The following is a 19,950-nucleotide window of genomic DNA, read 5'->3' as shown; positions in this document are numbered from 1 at the left end:
CGCGTGCTTCAGCCGCGGAATCGATACCGCTCCAGCGATTCGGGCTTCATCTCGATCGAGAAGCCGGGCGCCGTCGGCGGCATGTAGGCCGCGCCGCGCACGACGCACGGCTCGACGAAATGCTCGTGCAGGTGGTCGACGTATTCGGTCACGCGCCCTTCCTTCGTGCCGGCAATACACACATAGTCGATCATCGACAGATGCTGCACGTATTCGCACAGCCCGACGCCGCCCGCGTGCGGACACACCGCCAGCCCGTATTTCGCGGCCAGCAGCATCACCGCGAGAATCTCGTTGACGCCGCCGAGCCGGCACGCGTCGATCTGCACGATGTCGATCGCGCCGCGCGCGATGAACTGCTTGAACAGCACGCGGTTCTGGCACATCTCGCCGGTCGCGACCTGCACGGGCGCGATCGCCTCGCGGATCTTGCGATGCCCTTCGACGTCGTCGGGGCTCGTCGGCTCCTCGATGAACCACGGTTTCGCGAACGCCAGCTCGCGCACCCAGTCGATCGCTTCGTCCACCTCCCACACCTGGTTCGCGTCGATCATCAGCTTGCGGTCCGGGCCGATCACCTCGCGCGCGATCGTCACGCGACGGATGTCGTGCTCCAGGTTCGCGCCCACCTTCAGCTTCACGTAGTCGAAGCCGGCGTCCACCGCCTCACGGCACAACCGACGCAGCTTGTCGTCGCTGTAGCCGAGCCAGCCCGCCGACGTCGTGTAGCACGGGTAGCCTTCGCGCTCGAGCGTCGCGATCCGCGCCGCCTTGCCCGGCGCCTGCCGTCGCAGCAGGTCGAGCGCCTCGTCCTGCGTCAGGCAGTCGGTCAGGTAGCGGAAATCGATCGCGCGCACGATCTCCTCGGGACTCATGTCCGCGACGAGCCGCCACAGCGGCTTGCCCACCGACTTCGCCCACAAATCCCACACCGCGTTGACGACGGCGCCCGTCGCCAGATGGATCGCGCCCTTGTCGGGGCCGATCCAGCGCAACTGGCTGTCCGACGTCACGTGCCGCCAGAAGCGGCCCATGTCCTCGCGGATCCAGTCGAGGTCGAGGCCGACGACGAGGTGACGCATCGCGTCGATCGCCGCGCAGCAGATTTCGTTGCCGCGCCCGATGGTGAACGTGAGCCCGTGGCCTTCGAGCCCGTCGTGGTCGGTTTCCAGCACGACGTACGCGGCCGAATAATCGGGGTCCGGATTCATCGCATCGGAGCCGTCGAGCTGCTGCGAGGTCGGGAAGCGCACGTCGAGGACGCGCATCGATCGAATGATAGGCATGGCGAACGGTCCGTAAAAGGAAATCAGGCCTGCACGGTGCGCTGGCGCTGCTCGCCGAGCCCGTCGATGCCGAGCGTGATCACCTGCCCGGCGCGCAGATAGACCGGCGGCTTCTGCCCGAGGCCGACGCCCGGCGGCGTGCCGGTCGAGATCACGTCGCCCGGCTGCAGGCTCATGAAGCGGCTCAGATAGCTGATCAGGTGCGGCACCCGGAACACCATCGTCGCGGTCGTGCCGTTCTGGTAGCGGTGGCCGTCCACCTCGAGCCACAGCCGCAGCGCGTGCGGATCGGGCACTTCGTCGGCCGTCACGAGCCACGGGCCGAGCGGGCCGAACGTGTCGTTGCCCTTGCCCTTGTCCCACGTGCCGCCGCGCTCGAGCTGGTATTCGCGCTCCGACACGTCGTTCACCACGCAGTAGCCGGCGACGTGCGACAGCGCGTCGGCTTCGTCGATGTAGCGGCCACCCTGGCCGATCACCACGCCGAGCTCGACTTCCCAGTCGGTCTTCTCCGAGCCGCGCGGAATCTCGACGTCGTCGTTCGGCCCCGAGATCGCGCTCGTCCATTTGCCGAACACGACCGGCTCCTTCGGGACTTCCATCCCGGATTCGGCCGCGTGGTCGGAATAGTTGAGCCCGATGCAGATGAACTTGCCGACGCGGCCGACGCACGCGCCAAGCCGCGGCGTGCCTTCGACGCGCGGCAGCGACGACGGGTCGATGTCACGCAGCCGCGCGACCGACGCGGGTGCGAGCGCATCGCCTGCGATGTCGTCGATCACGCCCGACAGGTCGCGAATCCTTCCCTGCGCATCGAGCAGGCCCGGCTTTTCGTGGTGCTTGTCGCCAAATCTCAGCAGTTTCATGTTGTGTGAGGAAACGGAAGGTGAAGAGGAAGACGCGGTCAGTTCGACCAGCCGCCATCGATCAGGTGAATCGCGCCGGTCGTAAACGACGCTTCGTCGGACGCGAGGTACAGCGCGAGCGCGGCCACTTCTTCCGCGGTGCCGATGCGGCCGATCGGCTGGCGCGCGACGAACGCCTGGCGCACCTCGTCGGTCGACACCTGGCGCGTGCGCGCCTGGTCCGCGATCCGCTGCTCCAGCGACGGCGACTCGATCGTGCCCGGGCAGATCGCGTTGCAGCGGATGCCCCGCTCGACGAAATCGGCAGCGACGGCCTTGGTCAGGCCGATCACGGCCGCCTTGGTGGTGCCGTACACGAAGCGGTTCGGCACGCCCTTCACGCTCGACGCGGCCGATGCCATGTTGATGATCGACGCGCCGCCCGCTTCCAGCATCGCCGGCAGCAGCGCGCGGATCAGCCGGTACATCGACGTGACGTTGAGATTCAGCGAAAACGCCCACGCGGCATCGTCGCAATCGAGGATCGAGCCGTGGTGCACGAACCCCGCGCAGTTAAAGAGCACGTCGAACGCGCGCGCCTGCGCGGCGAGTGCCGAAACGTCGCCCGCATCGGTCACGTCGAGCCGCCGCGTGGCCAGCCTGCCGCCGGCGCGCTCGGCGTCGGCCGCGAGTTGCGCGAGCGCAGCCTCGTTGATGTCGGTCGCCAGCACGTCGGCCCCCTCGCTTGCGAACCGCAGCGCGGTCGCGCGGCCGATACCCTGCCCGGCCGCCGTCACCAGCGCGCGCTTGCCCTGCAATCTCATGAGCACCACTCCTGTAGAAGCCGGCCGAGCCGACTGATTGGCACAAAGGACCAAAGGTCCAACCAATCATAGGAACAGATTCCGGATTTGTCACGATCGCGGGATTCAGTATTTTCCCGAACGGCAGAATCGGGGCGGCGGCGGTGCCCCGGACTTCGGCGACCGTCTTGTTCTGATTCCGGCGCCCAACCACTTGTCCCGCAAAGCCAATGTCGGCGGGGGTTTGCGCCGGCCACGGGCGCCTGGGTCGCGCCGCCGTCGCGGCGAAACTGACAAAAAAGTCATGTTCCCGTCAGGGTATCAACGGGGGGCGCGCGCGATCATGATGTTGCCGGACCGCGCTTCCCGGATCACCGCACCCCGCCCGTCGCCGATCCCTGACGGGCACCTCCGTCCCCCGCGGTGTCCACGTGACTGAGCGAGCAGACACGGTGGCGCGGGCCGATTTTCCGCCCCGGGCGTTCGCGTCCGGGGCGCTTTTGTTGTTGGTCTTACACGCTTTTGTCGTTGGTTTTTCAAGAAAATGCGCGTTGATTGTTTCTGAATCGGCAAAAGGTAATTTGAGCCAGACAGGATGTTTTTTCCGGTCACAGACGCTTACATTTAGCGCACCACTCATGGAAACCGCTACGGAATCGCCGTCGGGTAGTGACATCCACTGCCACGGCCGAAACCGCACGAGCTTTAGGAAACGGCAAATGAAGGCCTCCAAATCCCTGCCTGTGCTCGATCCCGCCGACGTCCACGTCGAAATTCTGGAACGTTCCGATACGCTGCTCGTCGTTCGCTGGGTCGAACCCGGCCGCTGTCATTACGGCGAACAGCGCTGGCGCCGCCGCTTCGCGCAGCGCACCGGCACCTGTGCGCTGTCGCGCCAGGTCATCCAGCGCGGCGACGAAGTCTTCCGCCCGGCCGAGCGCCCGGCACCGGCGAACGCGGCCGCGATGATCTCCGCCGCCGAAGTGCTGGCCCTGGCCGGCAGCCGGTAACGCGCAAGCCGGCCTAGAACCACCGGTCTAGTTCCCCCGCTTGTCTGCCCCGCCCGCGCGGACTATCGTTACAGCATTCAATGTAACGATTACGCGTCGTGGCGCACCGGCCACGCCGATGGAGGCAGACATGCATGCATGGAGCGCGCGCCACGTCCCGGCGCAAGGCGGCAAAGTTGCGGTCGTGACCGGCGCCAACAGCGGGCTCGGCTGGCACATCGCGGAAACGCTGGCCGCCAAGGGCGCAACCGTCGTAATGGGCTGCCGCGATGCCGCGCGCGCCGCGCAGGCCGCCGATGCGATCCGTCGGTTCCATCCCGCCGCACGGGTCGAAGTCGATCCGCTCGACCTCGCCGATCTCGCGTCGATCCAGCGCTTCGCCGCCGACGTCTCCGACCGCCACGGCCGCGTCGACATCCTCTGCAACAACGCCGGCGTGATGTTCCTGCCGCTGCGGCACACGCAAGACGGCTTCGAGATGCAGTTCGGCACCAACCACCTCGGCCATTTCGCGTTGACCGGCCATCTGCTGCCCGCGCTACGCGCCGCGCGGCGCGCGCGGGTCGTGACGATGTCGAGCGGCTTGAACCGCGGCGGCCGGATCCGCGTCGACGACCTTCGGGCCGAACACCGTTACAACCGTTATCTCGCCTACTGCGACAGCAAGCTCGCCAACCTCGTGTTCGCGATCGAACTGCAGCGCCGCTTCCAGCGCGCGACGTTCGCGGGCATCAGCGTCGCCGCGCATCCCGGCTACGCGGCAACCAATCTGCAGTTCGCGGGCCCCGCGATGGACCGTTCGCCCACGCGCGCCGCGCTGATGCGCGCGGCGAACCGTTATCTCGCGCAACCGGCCGACCAGGGTGCGCTTCCCGCGATTCACGCGGCGACGTCGCCCGACCTCACCGGCGGCTCGTACATCGGACCGTCCGGCTGGTTCGAGTCGCGCGGGCTGCCGGCACCGGCAAGCGTGCCGCGCGCGGCACGCGATGTAGCGACCGCCGCGCTGCTGTGGGAGGCCTCCGAAGCCGCGACGGGCGTGCGTTTCCTGAGCTCGGGCGTGGCCGAGGGTCACCTGCCCGCCACGCCGCTCGACACGTCGGCCGAGACACGTTGAATCGCACCCCTCGCCTCAACATTCATCATACTTATTACACTTAAAGAAACGAAAGCTTGGTGAAAGCCTGATTGGACAGCCCACTGTTACCAGTCCGGAAACAATCTATCGTCAAAATCAGCGTTTACCCTCAACCACCCGGTGACTAAGATTTAGTCAATCGCTGCAGACATGGTGTCGCAAGCGAACCCAATAAAACACCGGAGGTCATCATGAAATCGCTCGTTTCCGCAGTCGTTGCTGCTGTCGCCCTGTCCGCTTCGTTCGGCGCTTTCGCACAAAGCACCGTGACCCGCGCACAAGTCCGCAACGAACTGGTCCAGCTCGAACAAGCCGGCTACAAGCCGGGCGTGTCGAGCCCGTATTACCCGAACGACATCCAGTCGGCGGAAGCGCGTGTTCATGGTGCCGACGCCAGCGGCTACGGCGCACAACCGGCTCCGGTCGTCCACTCGGGCGCCCCGGTTGCCGCAGCGTCGTCGAACGCTCGCGACTCGATCTTCTTCGGCCAGTAAGCCGACGTGCCCTGACGGGCGCACCGCGCACGGCGCGACGAAGCTGTACCCGGACGAGCCCCTGATGCGGGCTCGTCTTTTTTTGTGAAACGCATACCTCCGCCGCCCGGCAGCGGGTGGCTTCGCCCGGGCGCGCTGCGTCCGGGCGCTTTTTCCGCGGCGAGGTATGCGTGGCGATGCCGTATGCGCCGGTCAACGCCCCGCGGCTGCCGCAGGCGCCGCACGCGACAGCACGCGCCAGCGCGACAGCAGTTCGTCGCGATCGACGTAGCAGCCCTGCAGATGCCGGCGGCCCGTCGACGGATCGAACTCGGTGCGCGCGTGCAGCACGCGCCGGTTGTCGAATGCCCACATGTCGCCCGCCCGCAGCCGGCGCTGCACCCGGAAACGTGGCTCGCGCGCGAGCCCGAGAAAGCGCCGGTACGCGCGGTAGATGGCCGCGACCGATCCGGCCGGCGCATCGAGCGGCCCGCGCAGGAAATTCGCGACGCGCACTTCCGTCACGTTGCCGCGTGCATCGAGGCCGATCACCGGCGCCGAACAGCGGTAGTCGCTGTTCGCACTCTTGTTCCAGAACTCGAACGGCGTCGAGGCAAGGTGTTCGAAATCGGCCGGATAGTCGCGCCGCAGCGCTTCCGCGAGCGCAAAGCCGTCGAGGAAAATGCTGTCTCCGCCCGCCGCGTCGTTCGCGAGGCAATGCAGGAACTGCACGCCGGGCTGCAATTCACGCGTCGGCAAGTCGGTGTGTGGCGGCAGGTTGAGCGACGTGTAGGCATTGCTGTCCGGTCGCGGCTTCGACTCGACATCGAACAGCACGCCGAAATTGCTTTCGCGGATCAGACCGACACGACGCGCGATCTGGTCGACCCGGCCGCGTTCAGCCGGCACGCCCTCGACGAGCGTCAACCCCGTGCGCTGCAACGCGGCGAGCCACGCGCGCAACGCGCCGTCGTCCTCCATCACGTCACGCCACGCGAACACCCCGATCGCCGTCGCATCGTCGCCGGCCCATACGTGCCGCCCGTGCGCGGCCTGGCGTTCCGCGCGCGACGCATCGTCGTATGCATGCGCGCGCAACCATCCCGGCGACCAGGTACTACGATGCCCGTCGTTCCACTCGACGTGCAGCGCGCCGTCGGTTTCGACATGCACGGCGAGCGCCGACAGATCCTCGCGCGCGTCGGCGATCTCGAACACCTGTTCGCGCGTGAGCGCATGCACGCACGCGGAACACGCGCAGTTGTCGCGCAGCCAGTCGAAGTGAAACGGCGATCGTCGCGTGTCGCTCCACTCGACGTTCACCGCTCCATCGCCAATCGTCGCCGCCGCAATGGCCGCGTCGGCGGAATAGGTCCGCCAGTCCTCGATACGGTGTTGCGCTGCCTGCATCGTTGTCTCCCGGAAACGCCCGCTACGCGTGTGGTGCGAGCAGAAACCCGCCGATCATCCGGTGCATCCGCGCCGCCTGCGGGCTCGTTCCGAGCGCGCGCCAGCAGCCGTGCACCAGCCCCTCTCCCCTCCAGTAACGCGCGGCGCCGCCGGCCGCAAGGATTCGTTCGACATAGACGCGTGCATCGTCGCGCAGCGGATCGTGTTCAGCGCCGATCGCGAGCACGGGCGGCAGCCCGTCGAAGCGCGACGCCGCGAGCGGCACCGATGCACGCAGCAGCGGATCGTCGTTCAATGCGGCTTCATCCGCATCGCCCCAGTACAGCGCGCGATAACGATGGACGTCGTCGAGCGTCAGCATCGGCGCGCGCGCTTCCGTTTCGCGCGCCGGCGATTGCGGTTCGATGCCGAGCATCGGATATACGAGTGCGATCCCGTCGATGCCGCCTTCGTCCGCGTCGCGCAGCGCGGTCGCGACGGCCGCCGCGAGATTGCCGCCCGCGCTGTCGCCCGCGAGTGTCAGCGGTCGTGCGCACGAGTCGAACGGCCAGCTGACTGCGTCGCGCGCGGCACGCGTGACGGCCAGGCAATCCTCGAGCGCGGCCGGCGCACGATGCTCGGGCGCGAGCCGGTAGTCGACCGCGATCACGGCAAGCCCCGTGTCGGCCGCCAGTTGCGCGGTAATCAGCGCGTGACTGTCGAGCGAGCCGACGACGAAGCCGCCGCCATGAAAGAACAGCACGGTGCCGCACGGCTTGCCCTGCGCGGGCGCGTAGCGCCGCAGTGCGATCGCGCGCCCGTCCGGCGCATGCCACACGGCGTCCTGCCGCACGATGCCGGCCGGCAGTTCGGCGGGCGTCCATGCGGCCGCGAAGCGATCGTAGACGCGGCGTTGCTCGACGGGCGAGCGCGCCGCCGCGTCGGCTGGATACCACGCGTCGACGGCCGCAACGAACGCCGCGATTTCCGGTTCGAGCATCGTGTGCGCTCCGCAGTCGACGGTCGAAAGTTGAACGCCGATGCTAGCGACGCGGCGGCAGCCCGATCACGCGGCCCGCATACGCGGGCGCCGCGCAATCGCGCTGCAACGCATGCAGTTCGGCCACGCGCGCGGCGACGTCGTCGTCGAACGGCGCCGATTTCGCGCCGTCGCGCGTGTCGACGTGCAGCAGCATCTGCTCGCTCGCCGACACCGCGCCGTCATGACCGTCCGCGAACAGCTCGAGATACAGGTGCAGCCGCTTCGCGTCGTGCGCGAACACCCGCGCGTCGACGCGCACGCGCGTGCCTTCCTTGATCTCCTGCAGATAGTTCACGTGCGCCTCGAGCGTGTAGACCGAGCGGCACCGCTCGCGACGCGCGGCGTCGTCGAGGCCGATGCGGTCGAGCAGCGCATCGGTCGCGAAACTGAAGATCAGCAGATAGAACGCGTCGCGCAGGTGGCCGTTGTAGTCGACCCACTCGGGCCGCACGACGTCGTGGTAAATCGTCAGCGGAGTATCGCCGGTCATGTTCGTTCAGTCCTCGAATCGCATCCCGTGCCGCGCCTTCACCGCGGCGATCGCCTTCAGCACCTCGGTGATGCACTCGTCGCGATAGCGTTCGAGTTCCTTGATGCTGCGCGTGCCCTGCTGCTCGCTCGTGCCTTCGACGACGCTGTCGATCAGTTCGTCGGTCAGCTTCGGCGCGACCAGCTTGGTCCATGGCAGTTCGAGCGCGGGGCCGAACTGCTGCATGAAGTGTCGCATGCCTGCGTCGCCGCCAGCCAGCGTGTAGGTCAGGAACGTGCCCATGAACGACCAGCGGATGCCCGCGCCGAAACGGATCGCATCGTCGATCTCGCCAGTCGTCGCGACGCCTTCGTTGACCAGATGGAGCGCCTCGCGCCACAGCGCTTCGAGCAGCCGGTCCGCGATGAAGCCCGGCACCTCCTTGCGCACGTGCAGCGGCCGCATGCCGAGCTTGCGATAGATCGCCATCGCCGCCTCGACCGCTTCCGGCGACGTGCGCGCGCCGCCGAGCACCTCGACGAGCGGCAGCAGGTAGACCGGATTGAACGGATGGCCGACCACGCAGCGCTCCGGATGCGTCGCGCGCGCGTAGAAGTCGGTCGGCAGCAGCCCCGATGTCGATGACGCGATGATCGCGTCGGGCTTCGCCGCGCGGCTGATCTGTTCGTGGAGTTCGAGCTTCAGCGCCTCGCGCTCGGGCGCGCTTTCCTGGATGAAGTCCGCGTCGGCGACGCAGGCCTCGATCGTCGACTCGAAACGCAGCCGCGCGGGATCGGCGCCCGGCGCGAGGCCGACGCGTTCGAGCGCAGGCCACGCATTCGCGACGTTCGCGCGCAACCGCGCCTCGGCGCCCGGCGCCGGGTCCCACACGACCACGTCGAGACCGTGCGCGAGCGCACGGCAAATCCATCCGCTGCCGATCACACCGGTGCCGATCGCGGCGAACGTCTTGATGTCGGTCTTCACTGCCATGTCAACGCATCCTTCAAATCGAGGGAAATCGGACGGCGACCGCGCTCGTGCGCGCCGCCGCATTGAATCGGAATCAGCCGTGAACGCTCACGCGAATTCGGTCACCGCGCGGCGTTCGAGCAGACGCTCGCCGCGCGCCGGCAGGCCGAGTTTGCGACGCCCTTCGGCCGGCGTCAGCACGCGGCCGCCGAGGCGTTCGACGATTTCCCGTGCACGCTCGACGAGCGTGCCGTTGGTCGCATGCACGCCACGATCGAGCCAGATGTTGTCTTCGAGGCCGACGCGCACGTGACCGCCGAGCAGCATCGCCTGCGCGACCATCGGCATCTGCATGCGGCCGATCCCGAAGCCGGCCCAGTGCGCGCCCGGCGGCAGGTTGTCGACCATCGCCTTCATCGTGCCGGTGTCGGCCGGCGCACCCCACGGAATGCCGAGGCACAGCTGGAACAGTGGCGGATCGTCGAGCAGCCCTTCCTTCAGCAATTGCTTCGCGAACCACAGATGGCCCGTATCGAAGATTTCCAGCTCCGGCTTCACGCCGAGTTCCTGGATGCGCTTCGCGCCGGCGCGCAGTTGCGCGGGCGTCGATACGTAGATGTAGTCGCCGTCGCCGAAATTCAGCGTGCCGCAATCGAGCGTGCAGATTTCCGGCAGCAGTTCCTCGACGTGCGCGAGGCGCGTGAGGCCGCCGACAAGATCGGTGCCCTTGCCGAAGCGCATCGGGTCCTCGCCCGGGCCGATCTCCAGATCGCCGCCCATGCCGGCCGTCAGGTTGATGATCACGTCGACGTCCGCCGAGCGGATCCGGTCGACCACTTCGCGGTACAGGTTCGGGTCGCGGCTGCCGCGGCCCGTCTGCGGATCGCGCACGTGGCAGTGCGCAACCGTCGCGCCGGCCTTCGCCGCTTCGATCGCGGCGGCCGCGATTTCCTTCGGCGTGACCGGAATCGCCGGATGCTTGCCGACCGTATCGCCCGCGCCGGTAACCGCGCAGGTGATGATGACTTCGTGGTTCATGCTGAATGCCCTCGCTTGATTCGGTTTCGTGTCGCTCGACTTCTGTCGTACTGCAGATTATTCGTCGCTGCGCGCCGCCCGCTTGCGGCGCGCACGGGCCGTTACAGGCCGAGATACGCCTTCACGGCAGGCAGGCCGTCCTTGCCGTCGAACGTCTTGACGCCGGCGAGCCAGGCATCGAGCACCTGCGGATTCTTCTTCAGGTATGCCTTCGCGGCGTCCGCCGGTTTCGTCTTGTTCATCACCGACTGCATCAGCTGGTTCTCGAGCTGCGTCGTGAAGCGCAGGTTCTCGACGAGCTTGCCTGCGTTAGGGCAGCGCGAGATGAAGTCGGGCGCCGTCAGCGTGTACACGCGCGCTTCGCCATAGTTCGGGCCGAAACTCGCATCGCCGCCGGACAGGTAGTTCATGCTGATCTGGATGTTCATCGGATGCGGTTCCCAGCCCAGGAACACGACCCACTTCTTCTCGCGGATCGCGCGCTCGACCGTGACGAGCATCCCGGCTTCGCTCGATTCGACCAGCTTGAAGCCACCGAGACCGTATTGATTCGTGTCGATCATCTTCTGGATCGTCGCGTTCGCGCTGCTGCCCGGTTCGATCCCGTAGATCTTGCCGTCGAGTTCCGCGCGGTGCTTCGCGATGTCCTCGAAACTCTTCAGGCCGGCCTGGTATGCGTAGCTCGGCACCGCGAGCGTCGCCTTCGCACCCGACAGGTTCGGCGGCTCGACCACGTTGATCGACTTGCTGTCGAGGAACGGCTGGAGCTGCTTTTGCTGCACCGGCCACCAGTAGCCGAGCGAGATGTCGAGCTGCTTGCTCTTCAGGCCGGCGAACGAGATCGGCACCGATGCGATTGTCGTCGTCGGCTTGTAGCCGAGCCCTTCGAACACGGTCGAGGCGAGCGCCGTGGTGGACGTGATGTCGGTCCAGCCGATATCCGCGAAGCGTACGTTGCGGCAGGTCGCGGCATCCGTTTCGGCGTGCGCCGCGGTCGCGAATGCGCCGGTCGCCAGCACGGCCGCGACGAACGCGGCGATCTTTGTCGACTTCATGGTTTCTCTCCCGATTGGACCGATGTCCGACGGGTTCGCGGAGTGCGTCCCGGCCTGCATCGTGGGAGTAAAAGTAACGAGCCATATTGGTCGAAAGACGACCGGCGGCGACCTTTTCTTGACTATTTGCGACTATGGGTGAAAACCACTACGCTCGGGCAATGGCTTGCATGGCGGGGGTTTCAGGCGAATTACGGTGAAGACGGGTTTGTCCGGATGCGGCGTAACGGATGCCGACGGAGCGTGCTTCGGCGGCGATGCCGGAGCGGGCGTGGCGCCGCTTCCGGCCGGGCGGGTGCGGGCCGGCGCCCGACGCGTTATCGCGGTCCCTCGACGTAGGTTTCCCTGCAGATCTCGCGCAGCGCCTGGACGAGCAGATCCCGCGTCGGCGCATGCGTTTCGGCGGCGCGGGTAAACAGCGCGATGGGCGGCAGCGTCCAGACCAGCGAGTAAGGCACGATCGCCACGCCGGCGATGCGCACCATTTCTTCCGCGATATCGGTCGGCACGATCGATACGGCGTCGTCGCTCGATGCGATCATTTCGCCGATCAGCTTCGACGAGTAGCTTTCGACGATCGGCACGGGCGGCGCGATGCCGGCCGACAGGAACAGGTCGGTCACCTGCTCCCGCATCGGCGTATGCGGCGCGCCGAGAATCCAGTCCAGCTCGTGCAGCTTCTCCCAGTCGAGCTTCATGCGGGCCAGTTTCGCGGCGAGGCGCCGGCTCGCGATCATCCGGGGCTGCTGCTGGTACAGGACTTCGAAGGAAACCTGTCCCAGATCGACCGCCGACGACGCCCGCCCGATGACGAGATCGACGCTGTGGTCCTTGAGCTGGAGCAGCAGCTGGTCGCTGGTGCCTTCGTGGATCGTCACGGTCAGGCGCCGCTCCATCCGGGATTGCAGCCGCTTGAGCGCCGCCGACAGCATCTGGCCCGAGATAAACGGAATCACGCCGATATGCAGGTGGGCGGCATGGCCGGCGGCGACCGCCTCCATCTCGCGGGCGAGATGGTCGAGGTCCTTCAGCATCGCCCTGGCGCGCTCGAGCACGACCGAACCGAGCGCGGTCGGCCGCATCCCGCGCGACGAGCGCTCGAACAGCGGCGTGCCGAACATGCTTTCCAGCTCGGACAGCGCGTTCGTCACGGCGGGCTGGCTGCTCGCCATGTGCTCCGCGACGCGCGTGAGCGACCCGTGCTGCTGGATCTGCAGCAACAGCATCAGGTGCCGCATCTTCAGGCGCGCACCGAGCCGCCTCACCACGTCGTTCGCGTCGAATGTCATTGCCGGACCGCCACATCATCATGAAAAAGTGATGGACCGATATTAAAACAGAATTATCTTCTTATGGACGATCCCTAGAATCACCTCATGGATCGCGTCGGGACTGGCCTGGCGCGCACGCCCGGACCCAAAAACATGAAACAGACAGAGACTCAGCAGCAGGCCGCGTACGACTATCACGAGTTTCCGACCCCGGGGAAGATCTCCGTCGTCGCCAGCAAGCCGCTCGTGACGCAGCGCGATCTCGCGCTCGCCTACACGCCCGGCGTCGCCAGCGTGTGCGAGTCGATCGCCGCCGAGCCGCTGAACGCACATCGCTTCACGAGCCGCGGGAATCTGGTGGGCGTCATCACCAACGGCACCGCCGTGCTGGGTCTGGGCAACATCGGCGCGCTCGCGTCGAAGCCGGTCATGGAAGGCAAGGCCGTGCTGTTCAAGAAATTCGCGGGGATCGACGTGTTCGACATCGAGATCAACGAGACCGATCCGGACAAGCTCGTCGACATCATCGCCGGCCTCGAGCCCACCTTCGGCGGGATCAACCTCGAGGACATCAAGGCGCCGGAGTGCTTCACGGTCGAGCGCAAGCTGCGCGAGCGCATGAAGATTCCCGTCTTCCACGACGACCAGCACGGCACCGCCATTACCGTGGCCGCCGCGTTCATCAACGGGCTGAAGGTGGTCGGGAAGTCGATTTCCGAGGTGAAGGTTGTGACGTCGGGCGCCGGTGCCGCGGCGCTGGCCTGCCTGGACCTGCTCGTCGACCTCGGGCTGCCGGTCGCGAACATCTGGGCGACGGATATCGAAGGCGTCGTCTATCGCGGCCGCACCACGCTGATGGATCCCGCCAAGGAACGTTTCGCGCAGGAAACCGACGCGCGCACGCTGTCCGAAGTGATCGGCGGCGCCGACGTGTTCCTCGGGCTGTCGGTCGGCGGCATTCTGAAGCCCGAGATGCTGAAGGCGATGGCCGCGCGTCCGCTGATTCTCGCGCTCGCCAATCCGACGCCGGAAATCTTCCCTGAACTCGCGCATGCGACGCGCGACGACGTCGTGATCGCGACGGGCCGTTCGGATTTCCCGAATCAGGTCAACAACGTTCTCTGCTTCCCGTACATTTTCCGCGGCGCACTGGATGTGGGCGCAACGACGATCACCCGCGAAATGGAAATTGCCGCGGTTCACGCGATTGCCGGCCTCGCGCAGGAAGAGCAGAACGACATCGTCGCGGCAGCCTATGGCGGCGATGAAGTGTCCTTCGGTCCGCAATACCTGATTCCGAAGCCGTTCGATCCGCGCCTGATCGTGCGTATTGCGCCGGCCGTGGCCAAGGCCGCGATCGAAGGCGGTGTGGCGACGCGCCCGCTCGCGGATCTCGACGCGTATGTCGAACAGTTGCAGCAATTCGTCTATCACTCGGGCGCGTTCATGAAGCCGCTGTTCGCGACCGCGCGTCAGCTCGTGCGTGACGGCGGCAAGGCACGCATCGTGTTCACCGAGGGCGAAGACGAGCGCGTGCTGCGCGCGGTGCAGGTGATCGTCGACGAGAAGCTCGCGCGTCCGATCCTGGTCGGGCGTCCGGAGGTGCTGCTCGCGCGTATCGAGCGATTCGGCTTGCGCCTGCGTCTCGGTCAGGACGTCGAAGTGACCAATCCGGAATATGACGAACGTTTCCCGCAATACTGGACGACGTATTGGGAATTGCGCTGCCGCGACGGCATCTCGAAGGAAATGGCGCGCGTCGAGATGCGGCGCCGCCTGACGCTGATCGGCGCGATGATGGTGCGGCTCGGCGATGCGGACGGGATGATCTGCGGGACGGTCGGCGAATATCACAATCACCTGCGGTTCGTGGACGAAGTCATCGGCAAGAAGCCCGGTGCGTCGACCTACGCCGCGATGAACATCCTGCTGCTCAATCAGCGGACGGTCGCGCTGGTCGATACGCATGTCAACGACAACCCGGATGCGGAGCAGATCGCGGAATTCACGATCGCGGCCGCGCGGCAGATGGAGTGGCTGAATCTCTCGCCGAAGGCTGCGTTGCTGTCGCGGTCGAACTTCGGGTCGGGGAGCGCGGCCTCGGGCGTGAAGATGCGCCGAGCGCTCGAAATCATTCGCGCGCATGCGCCGGATATCGAGGCGGATGGCGAAATGCACGGCGACTGTGCGCTCGACGAGGCGCTGCGGTCGCGGCTGCTGCCGATGTCGCCGCTGAAGGGTGCGGCGAACCTGCTCGTGTGTCCGAACGTGGATGCGGGGAATATCGCCTATAACCTGCTCAAGACCGAGGCCGGCAGTAACGTTGCGGTCGGGCCGTTCCTGCTGGGGGTCAATGGGCCGGTGAACATTCTCACGTCCAGTGCGACCGTGCGACGGATCGTAAACATGACGGCGTTGACGGTGATCGAGGCGAATCGCAACGCGGCCGTGTAATTGCAGTTGATGCGGGTCGGCTACGGCCGACCCCGTCGGTCATCGGGCCGTGGTCCGCCGAAAATCGATATCCGCGATTCAGGTATCAGGATCGTCGGCAAGCGGCGCCAGCTTCGGCAGCCGTCCCTATTCGCGAGACATGGCGATGCAGGTAACGACTGCGTACATCGACGAACCGCCATCTGGCGGGACCGCTGCAGAAACGAATCGGCCATGACAGGTTCGGTGCCCGCGTTTCGCAAGACCTCCATCAGACGCACGAGATCTACGGATGGAGGGTTTCACCGCGGTTCAGCATGTCGATGAATTCCGTAATTTTACGCGCCCGTGTTTCCGGCTTTTTCGCATTCTGTATCCGGAACAGGATGGCGTAGCGGTTGCGGCTATTCAGTGTTTCAAAGAACGCCTTGGCTTGCGAATTTGCATTCAACGCCACCTGCAGGTCGTCCGGCACGGTCGAGTTGCTGGCCGACGTATAAGCAGCCTTCCAGCGGCCGTCCTGCCGCGCCCTCTCGATCTCGCGCATGCCCGGCGCGCGCATTCTGCCCGCGGCGATCAGCGCTTCGGCCCGGTCTTTGTTGAGTTTGGACCAGATGCTTTTTGCGGAGCGTGGAGTGAAGCGTTGTAACCAGTGCGTCTCGCTCTCGGCCTGCTTTTGGCCATCGATCCAGCCATAGCAGAGCGCGCTTTCCAACGCTTGACCATAGGTGACGGTTCCCTGCGTGGCGCCCTTTTTCGCCAGACGCAGCCATACTCCGCTCGACGTGCCGCCATTTTGCGCTAACCAGCTTTCCCATTCGGTCTGACTGGCAAATGTCAGCGCGCATTCGGTCATGTCATTGTCCTGAATGGTTGAGTACGGGCGTGGGAAACCGTCCGCAGTCAAACAGTGCTTATACGAATAGCAGCGTCCGTGGTGCGACCCAATGCGGGCGTGCAGTCGCCACTATCCGTCGGCTCGTTTGGGTCGGAAGCCGCCGCCGAGTCTGGCGGCGTCCAACCTCGGTCGATCGTTCGGATGGCACATCCATTCGATGGCCTCGATCATGTCGAGCGCACCATGCGTGCGCCCCACCCTTGGATCAAAAACGCGCCCTACAGAATCCGTTCCAACGCGCTAGCAAACCTACGGACCGCGGCATCGACGTCATGCAGCTTGTCGAGACCGAACAAGCCAATGCGGAACGTCTTGAAATCCGCCGGCTCATCGCATTGCAGCGGCACACCGGCCGCGATCTGCATGCCGACATCGACGAATTTCTTGCCGGACCGGATGTCGTCATCGTCGGTATAGCTGACCACGACGCCAGGTGCCTCAAACCCTGGCGCCGCCACGCTCCTGAAACCCTTCTCGGCCAGCAACGCACGAATCCGCGTGCCGAGTTCGAGCTGTTCCGCCCGCACCTTGTCGAAGCCGTATGCGTCCGTTTCCTTGATCACATCGCGCAGCGTCGCAAGGCTGTCCGTGGGCATCGTCGCGTGGTACGCGAAGCCACCGTTCTCGTAGGCTTCCATGATCTGCAGCCACTTGCGCAGATCGCAGGCAAAACTGGTGCTGGTCGTCGCATCGATGCGCTCGCGAGCGAGCGGGCTGAGCATGACCAGTGCGCAACCCGGCGACGCACTCCAGCCCTTTTGCGGCGCGCTGATCAGCACGTCGACACCGCTCTTCTCCATATCGACCCAGATCGTGCCGGACGCGATGCAATCCAGCACGAACATGCCGCCGACCGCATGCATGGCGTCGGCCACCGCGCGCAGATACGCATCGGGCAACATCATCCCGGAGGCGGTTTCGACGTGCGGAGCGAACACCAGATCCGGCTTGTGTTCCTGAATCGCGGCGACGACTTCTTCGATCGGGGCCGGCGCAAACGCCGCCTGCCTGCCTGATTCGACAGGACGCGCCTTCAACACGATCGATTCGGACGGAATGCTGCCCATGTCGAAAATCTGCGACCAGCGGAAGCTGAACCAGCCGTTGCGGATGACCAGACACTTCTTGTTCGTCGCGAACTGCCGCGCCACGGCTTCCATGCCGAACGTCCCGCTGCCCGGGACGATGACGGCCGCTTTCGCGTTGTAGACCTTCTTCAGCGCGGCGGAAATATCGCGCATGACGCCCTGAAAGCGCTGCGACATGTGATTGATCGACCGGTCGGTGTACACCACCGAATATTCGAGAAGCCCGTCGCGGTCGACATCGGGAAGTAATCCTGGCACGTTCGCCTCCGGTAAAGGATGAAGCATGGGATGAGGGGGCGCGGTATTCGTGAGTGGCTACCGCTGCGCCCATGCAAATCTGCATGATTGCCTTGACGACGAACGATTCTAACGAATGCAGTCTGACGTTGGGGATTTGCGTGTTTTGTGCGGTGCACGCACGAAGCCAACATGTGGCGCATGTCTCAGCGCATCCGACCGCGTCGCTTGCAAGACCGGCTCTCGTCGGTTTTCCGGCATTTCCCGCGCTCAAGGCCTGCAGGCAATCGCCTCGATCTCGATCTTGGTACCCACCATGTTCGTCGCCTGCAAGGTCGATCGTGACGGCTTGTTCCCCGGGAAGAACTCCCCATAGACACGATTGAATTCCGCGAAGTCGCGCGCGTCCTCGAGCCAGACGGTGGTTTTCACCACGTCGCCGAGTGTGCATCCCGCCAGCGAGAGTACGTGGGCGACGTTCTTCAATGTCTGACGCGTCTGCGCTTCGATTCCGCCCGCGACGAGGCTCCCGTCTTCGTTTCTCGCCACCTGACCGGATACGAATACCAGATCGCCGGCCTTGGTCGCCAACGACCGGGGCAGGTTTCGTGTGACCGGATTGCGCTCTGCAAAGTATTCGATCGCCATTTGAGCCTCCCACGATCCATCCGGCGCCGGTGTTGGCTAACGAAAACGAGCGTAACGCGGAAATGGCGCGCTGCCAATTCGGTATTCTCGGTCGGGAAGCCGCTACGCGCCGCAGCATCCGGTCAACGCAATGCGCATCGCCTGCGCGGCGTGCCCGATCCTCGGCGTCGAGTTGATCCGCGCGTGACGGCGCGGGGATACCGCGCCGCCCCGAATACCGGCAACCCGCCGTGCCCGGTGCCGAATCTCCATCAGCGAAGCCGATCAGTACCGATCCGACACACCGTCGATCCCGCGCTCGTGCAGTGCACGAACCAGCCCGGCACGTACCGTCGCGACATCCGAAAACGCCGGCCGTCGGTGCGAGGCGACTTCGGCGGCGGTATAAGGCTTGAAACCACGCGGCAGCGCATCGCGGTTCATCGTCGTGAGCAGCCAGTTGAGCACGTCGGCGAGTTCCTCGTCGGACAGCGCCGAGTTCGACGCGCCGGGCACGCGCATCACGTACTCGCGCCCCGCCGGCAGATGCGTGAAATAACCGAGCGAATTCGCGAGAGGCGGCACCTTGCCCGGAATGCCGCCGCCTGTCGCCGTGTGGCAGCCCATGCAATTGAGCACCCAGTGTTGTCGCGCGAGTGTGGCGTCGGCCACGCCGTCGGCATGTGCGGGTACGGCAATCGCAAATGCCGCGGCAGCGACCGCCAGCATCGAAGACAGACGGCGTGCCATGAACGCTCCGATCCGCGACGCCGCCACACGCCGGCCGCGACCACGAACACGCACGGCATTCAAAGCCCCAGCCCCTTCGTCACGACCGCACGTTGCGCATGAACGGCCGTGCCGTCCATCTCCTTCGCGCGTGCCGCGCGAATGTCGGCCGCCGTGAACGGCTTCGCGTCGCCGTGCTTGTCGTTGAGATCGAATACGACATAGTTGAGCACGTTCGCAATATCGTCATCGCTCGCACTCGCGAACGACGGCATCTTGAAGTTGTAACGCTTGTCGTGCACCGTGATTTCGCCGAACATCCCGTGCAACAGCGTCGCGACAAGCTGCGCACGGCCCGCATCGGCCGTTGCATACCTGCCCGGGTACTCGGTCAGCGGCGGCGCGAGGCCGTCCTGCCCCTTGCCGCCCGCCTGGTGACACACCGCGCACTGCGCATCGAACAGGCTTTTGCCCGCCGGGTAGTGGACAGCCTGCTGCGCACCGGCGAGACCCGGCCACGCAAAACCCGCAACAGCCGCCACGCACGCGACCACCATCGTTCCAGCTTGCTTCATTTTCATTGCTTCGCCGCCCCCAGCAGGACCGAAACCGAACAGTGGTAATTCGAATTGCCGTTCGCCATGCACCAGTTGATGTCGTTGTTCAGCGACAGCTTGTACAGCGGCTTCTCGCGCTCATTGCGGTTGCAGAAGCACTTGCCGCACGACGTCTTTCCGCAGCAATCGTTGTACGACACGATGTAGTCCGAACCGTCGTGCGGGTTGCGGCACGTGCCGATCCACGTGATCGGCGACGGCGTCGTGCCCGGCGGGCAACTGCTCGACGTACCGCCGCAGCAACTGCACAGCCAGCCGTCGATGGCGCAGTATTTCCAGTAATCGCAGCTCATCGGATCGTCGCTCGCGCCCGGCGCGACAGCCCCCGAAGCCGCCGATGCGCCCGACGCTGCATCCGCTGCATATGCGGTGCGATCGACGGGCAAGAGCGGCAGCATCGCCGATCCGACCAGCACCTTGCCGAGCTTCGCCATCGCGCTGCGCCGCGAACTATGCTGCGCGACGCCGCGCGCCGACCGCTCGAACCATGAATCAAACAGGCCCATGTGGTTGTTCTCCGTTGATGTTGA

General features: G+C 65.7%; 20 protein-coding genes. 4 read left to right on the top strand and 16 right to left on the bottom strand.

All coding sequences use genetic code 11. The annotated features are described in order from the left end of the window. Nucleotides 1-8: 8 nt before the first annotated feature. The 3 genes from DIE08_RS04680 to DIE08_RS04670 are packed head-to-tail and all read right to left on the bottom strand — an operon-like array spanning nucleotide 9 to nucleotide 2,955. Nucleotides 9-1,286: an L-fuconate dehydratase gene (locus tag DIE08_RS04680; RefSeq protein WP_124622079.1), complete on the bottom strand. Its 1,278-nt coding sequence runs from the start codon at nucleotides 1,284-1,286 to the stop codon at nucleotides 9-11. 23 nt (nucleotides 1,287-1,309) lie between these two features. Beyond that, nucleotides 1,310-2,152 carry an ureidoglycolate lyase gene (locus DIE08_RS04675; RefSeq protein WP_124901132.1) on the bottom strand — a complete coding sequence of 281 codons (843 nt, stop codon included), beginning with the start codon at nucleotides 2,150-2,152 and terminating at the stop codon, nucleotides 1,310-1,312. 38 nt (nucleotides 2,153-2,190) lie between these two features. Continuing rightward, nucleotides 2,191-2,955: an SDR family oxidoreductase gene (locus tag DIE08_RS04670; RefSeq protein ID WP_059600218.1), complete on the bottom strand. Its 765-nt coding sequence runs from the start codon at nucleotides 2,953-2,955 to the stop codon at nucleotides 2,191-2,193. Nucleotides 2,956-3,653: 698 nt separating this feature from the next. Between DIE08_RS04670 and DIE08_RS04665 the strand changes: the two genes are divergently transcribed. The 3 genes from DIE08_RS04665 to DIE08_RS04655 all read left to right on the top strand — a co-directional run bounded on the left by DIE08_RS04665 (nucleotide 3,654) and on the right by DIE08_RS04655 (nucleotide 5,576). After that, nucleotides 3,654-3,944: a DUF3331 domain-containing protein gene (locus DIE08_RS04665; protein WP_044847789.1), complete on the top strand. Its 291-nt coding sequence runs from the start codon at nucleotides 3,654-3,656 to the stop codon at nucleotides 3,942-3,944. A gap of 130 nt (nucleotides 3,945-4,074) precedes the next feature. Continuing rightward, nucleotides 4,075-5,061: an oxidoreductase gene (locus DIE08_RS04660; protein ID WP_124901131.1), complete on the top strand. Its 987-nt coding sequence runs from the start codon at nucleotides 4,075-4,077 to the stop codon at nucleotides 5,059-5,061. A gap of 212 nt (nucleotides 5,062-5,273) precedes the next feature. Further along, nucleotides 5,274-5,576 (top strand): DUF4148 domain-containing protein, encoded by a 303-nt coding sequence (locus DIE08_RS04655; protein WP_059600219.1) that lies wholly within the window; start codon nucleotides 5,274-5,276, stop codon nucleotides 5,574-5,576. Between the two features lie 192 nt (nucleotides 5,577-5,768). Here the strand turns inward: DIE08_RS04655 and DIE08_RS04650 are convergent, their stop codons facing one another. The 7 genes from DIE08_RS04650 to DIE08_RS04620 all read right to left on the bottom strand — a co-directional run bounded on the left by DIE08_RS04650 (nucleotide 5,769) and on the right by DIE08_RS04620 (nucleotide 12,809). Further along, on the bottom strand, nucleotides 5,769-6,965 hold the full coding sequence (locus DIE08_RS04650) for a TauD/TfdA family dioxygenase (RefSeq protein ID WP_124901130.1): 1,197 nt from the start codon (nucleotides 6,963-6,965) through the stop codon (nucleotides 5,769-5,771). 22 nt (nucleotides 6,966-6,987) lie between these two features. Further along, nucleotides 6,988-7,944, bottom strand: a complete 957-nt coding sequence (locus DIE08_RS04645; protein WP_124901129.1) for an alpha/beta hydrolase — start codon at nucleotides 7,942-7,944, stop codon at nucleotides 6,988-6,990. Between the two features lie 43 nt (nucleotides 7,945-7,987). Further along, entirely contained in the window at nucleotides 7,988-8,476 is a 489-nt protein-coding gene (locus DIE08_RS04640) for a thioesterase family protein (protein WP_059534242.1), read from the bottom strand. Between the two features lie 6 nt (nucleotides 8,477-8,482). Next, on the bottom strand, nucleotides 8,483-9,448 hold the full coding sequence (locus tag DIE08_RS04635) for an L-carnitine dehydrogenase (RefSeq protein WP_059685629.1): 966 nt from the start codon (nucleotides 9,446-9,448) through the stop codon (nucleotides 8,483-8,485). 87 nt (nucleotides 9,449-9,535) lie between these two features. Further along, complete coding sequence (locus DIE08_RS04630; RefSeq protein WP_124622092.1) at nucleotides 9,536-10,465, bottom strand: 3-keto-5-aminohexanoate cleavage protein; 930 nt, start codon at nucleotides 10,463-10,465, stop codon at nucleotides 9,536-9,538. 101 nt (nucleotides 10,466-10,566) lie between these two features. Next, entirely contained in the window at nucleotides 10,567-11,520 is a 954-nt protein-coding gene (locus DIE08_RS04625; protein ID WP_059600224.1) for a choline ABC transporter substrate-binding protein, read from the bottom strand. A 317-nt stretch (nucleotides 11,521-11,837) separates the two neighbouring features. Continuing rightward, complete coding sequence (locus DIE08_RS04620) at nucleotides 11,838-12,809, bottom strand: LysR substrate-binding domain-containing protein (protein ID WP_124622094.1); 972 nt, start codon at nucleotides 12,807-12,809, stop codon at nucleotides 11,838-11,840. A 135-nt stretch (nucleotides 12,810-12,944) separates the two neighbouring features. Here DIE08_RS04620 and DIE08_RS04615 point away from each other — a divergent pair, with 135 nt between their 5' ends. After that, nucleotides 12,945-15,245 (top strand): NADP-dependent malic enzyme, encoded by a 2,301-nt coding sequence (locus tag DIE08_RS04615; RefSeq protein WP_124901128.1) that lies wholly within the window; start codon nucleotides 12,945-12,947, stop codon nucleotides 15,243-15,245. Between the two features lie 265 nt (nucleotides 15,246-15,510). Here the strand turns inward: DIE08_RS04615 and DIE08_RS04610 are convergent, their stop codons facing one another. From DIE08_RS04610 to DIE08_RS04585, 6 genes are all read right to left on the bottom strand, one after another. Continuing rightward, nucleotides 15,511-16,080, bottom strand: coding sequence for a YdeI family protein (locus tag DIE08_RS04610; RefSeq protein WP_124901127.1), 570 nt, complete (start codon nucleotides 16,078-16,080; stop codon nucleotides 15,511-15,513). Nucleotides 16,081-16,340: 260 nt separating this feature from the next. Next, nucleotides 16,341-17,468, bottom strand: a complete 1,128-nt coding sequence (locus DIE08_RS04605; RefSeq protein WP_124901126.1) for an aminotransferase class V-fold PLP-dependent enzyme — start codon at nucleotides 17,466-17,468, stop codon at nucleotides 16,341-16,343. A gap of 249 nt (nucleotides 17,469-17,717) precedes the next feature. Beyond that, the gene (locus tag DIE08_RS04600; protein ID WP_059600228.1) at nucleotides 17,718-18,095 is read right to left on the bottom strand and encodes a RidA family protein; all 378 of its coding nucleotides are present in this window, start codon (nucleotides 18,093-18,095) and stop codon (nucleotides 17,718-17,720) included. 264 nt (nucleotides 18,096-18,359) lie between these two features. Beyond that, the gene (locus tag DIE08_RS04595) at nucleotides 18,360-18,887 is read right to left on the bottom strand and encodes a c-type cytochrome (RefSeq protein WP_409360389.1); all 528 of its coding nucleotides are present in this window, start codon (nucleotides 18,885-18,887) and stop codon (nucleotides 18,360-18,362) included. Then, entirely contained in the window at nucleotides 18,884-19,384 is a 501-nt protein-coding gene (locus DIE08_RS04590; RefSeq protein WP_124622104.1) for a cytochrome c, read from the bottom strand. Before DIE08_RS04590 ends, DIE08_RS04595 begins: the two co-directional genes overlap by 4 nt. Next, the gene (locus tag DIE08_RS04585; RefSeq protein WP_124901124.1) at nucleotides 19,381-19,926 is read right to left on the bottom strand and encodes a methylamine dehydrogenase light chain; all 546 of its coding nucleotides are present in this window, start codon (nucleotides 19,924-19,926) and stop codon (nucleotides 19,381-19,383) included. Before DIE08_RS04585 ends, DIE08_RS04590 begins: the two co-directional genes overlap by 4 nt. Nucleotides 19,927-19,950 lie beyond the last annotated feature (24 nt).

This window comes from Burkholderia sp. Bp9004 (assembly GCF_003858025.1).
GTDB lineage: Bacteria > Pseudomonadota > Gammaproteobacteria > Burkholderiales > Burkholderiaceae > Burkholderia > Burkholderia diffusa.
Note: the sequence above shows the minus strand (reverse complement) of the source record. Positions and strands in the feature narration are given on the sequence as shown.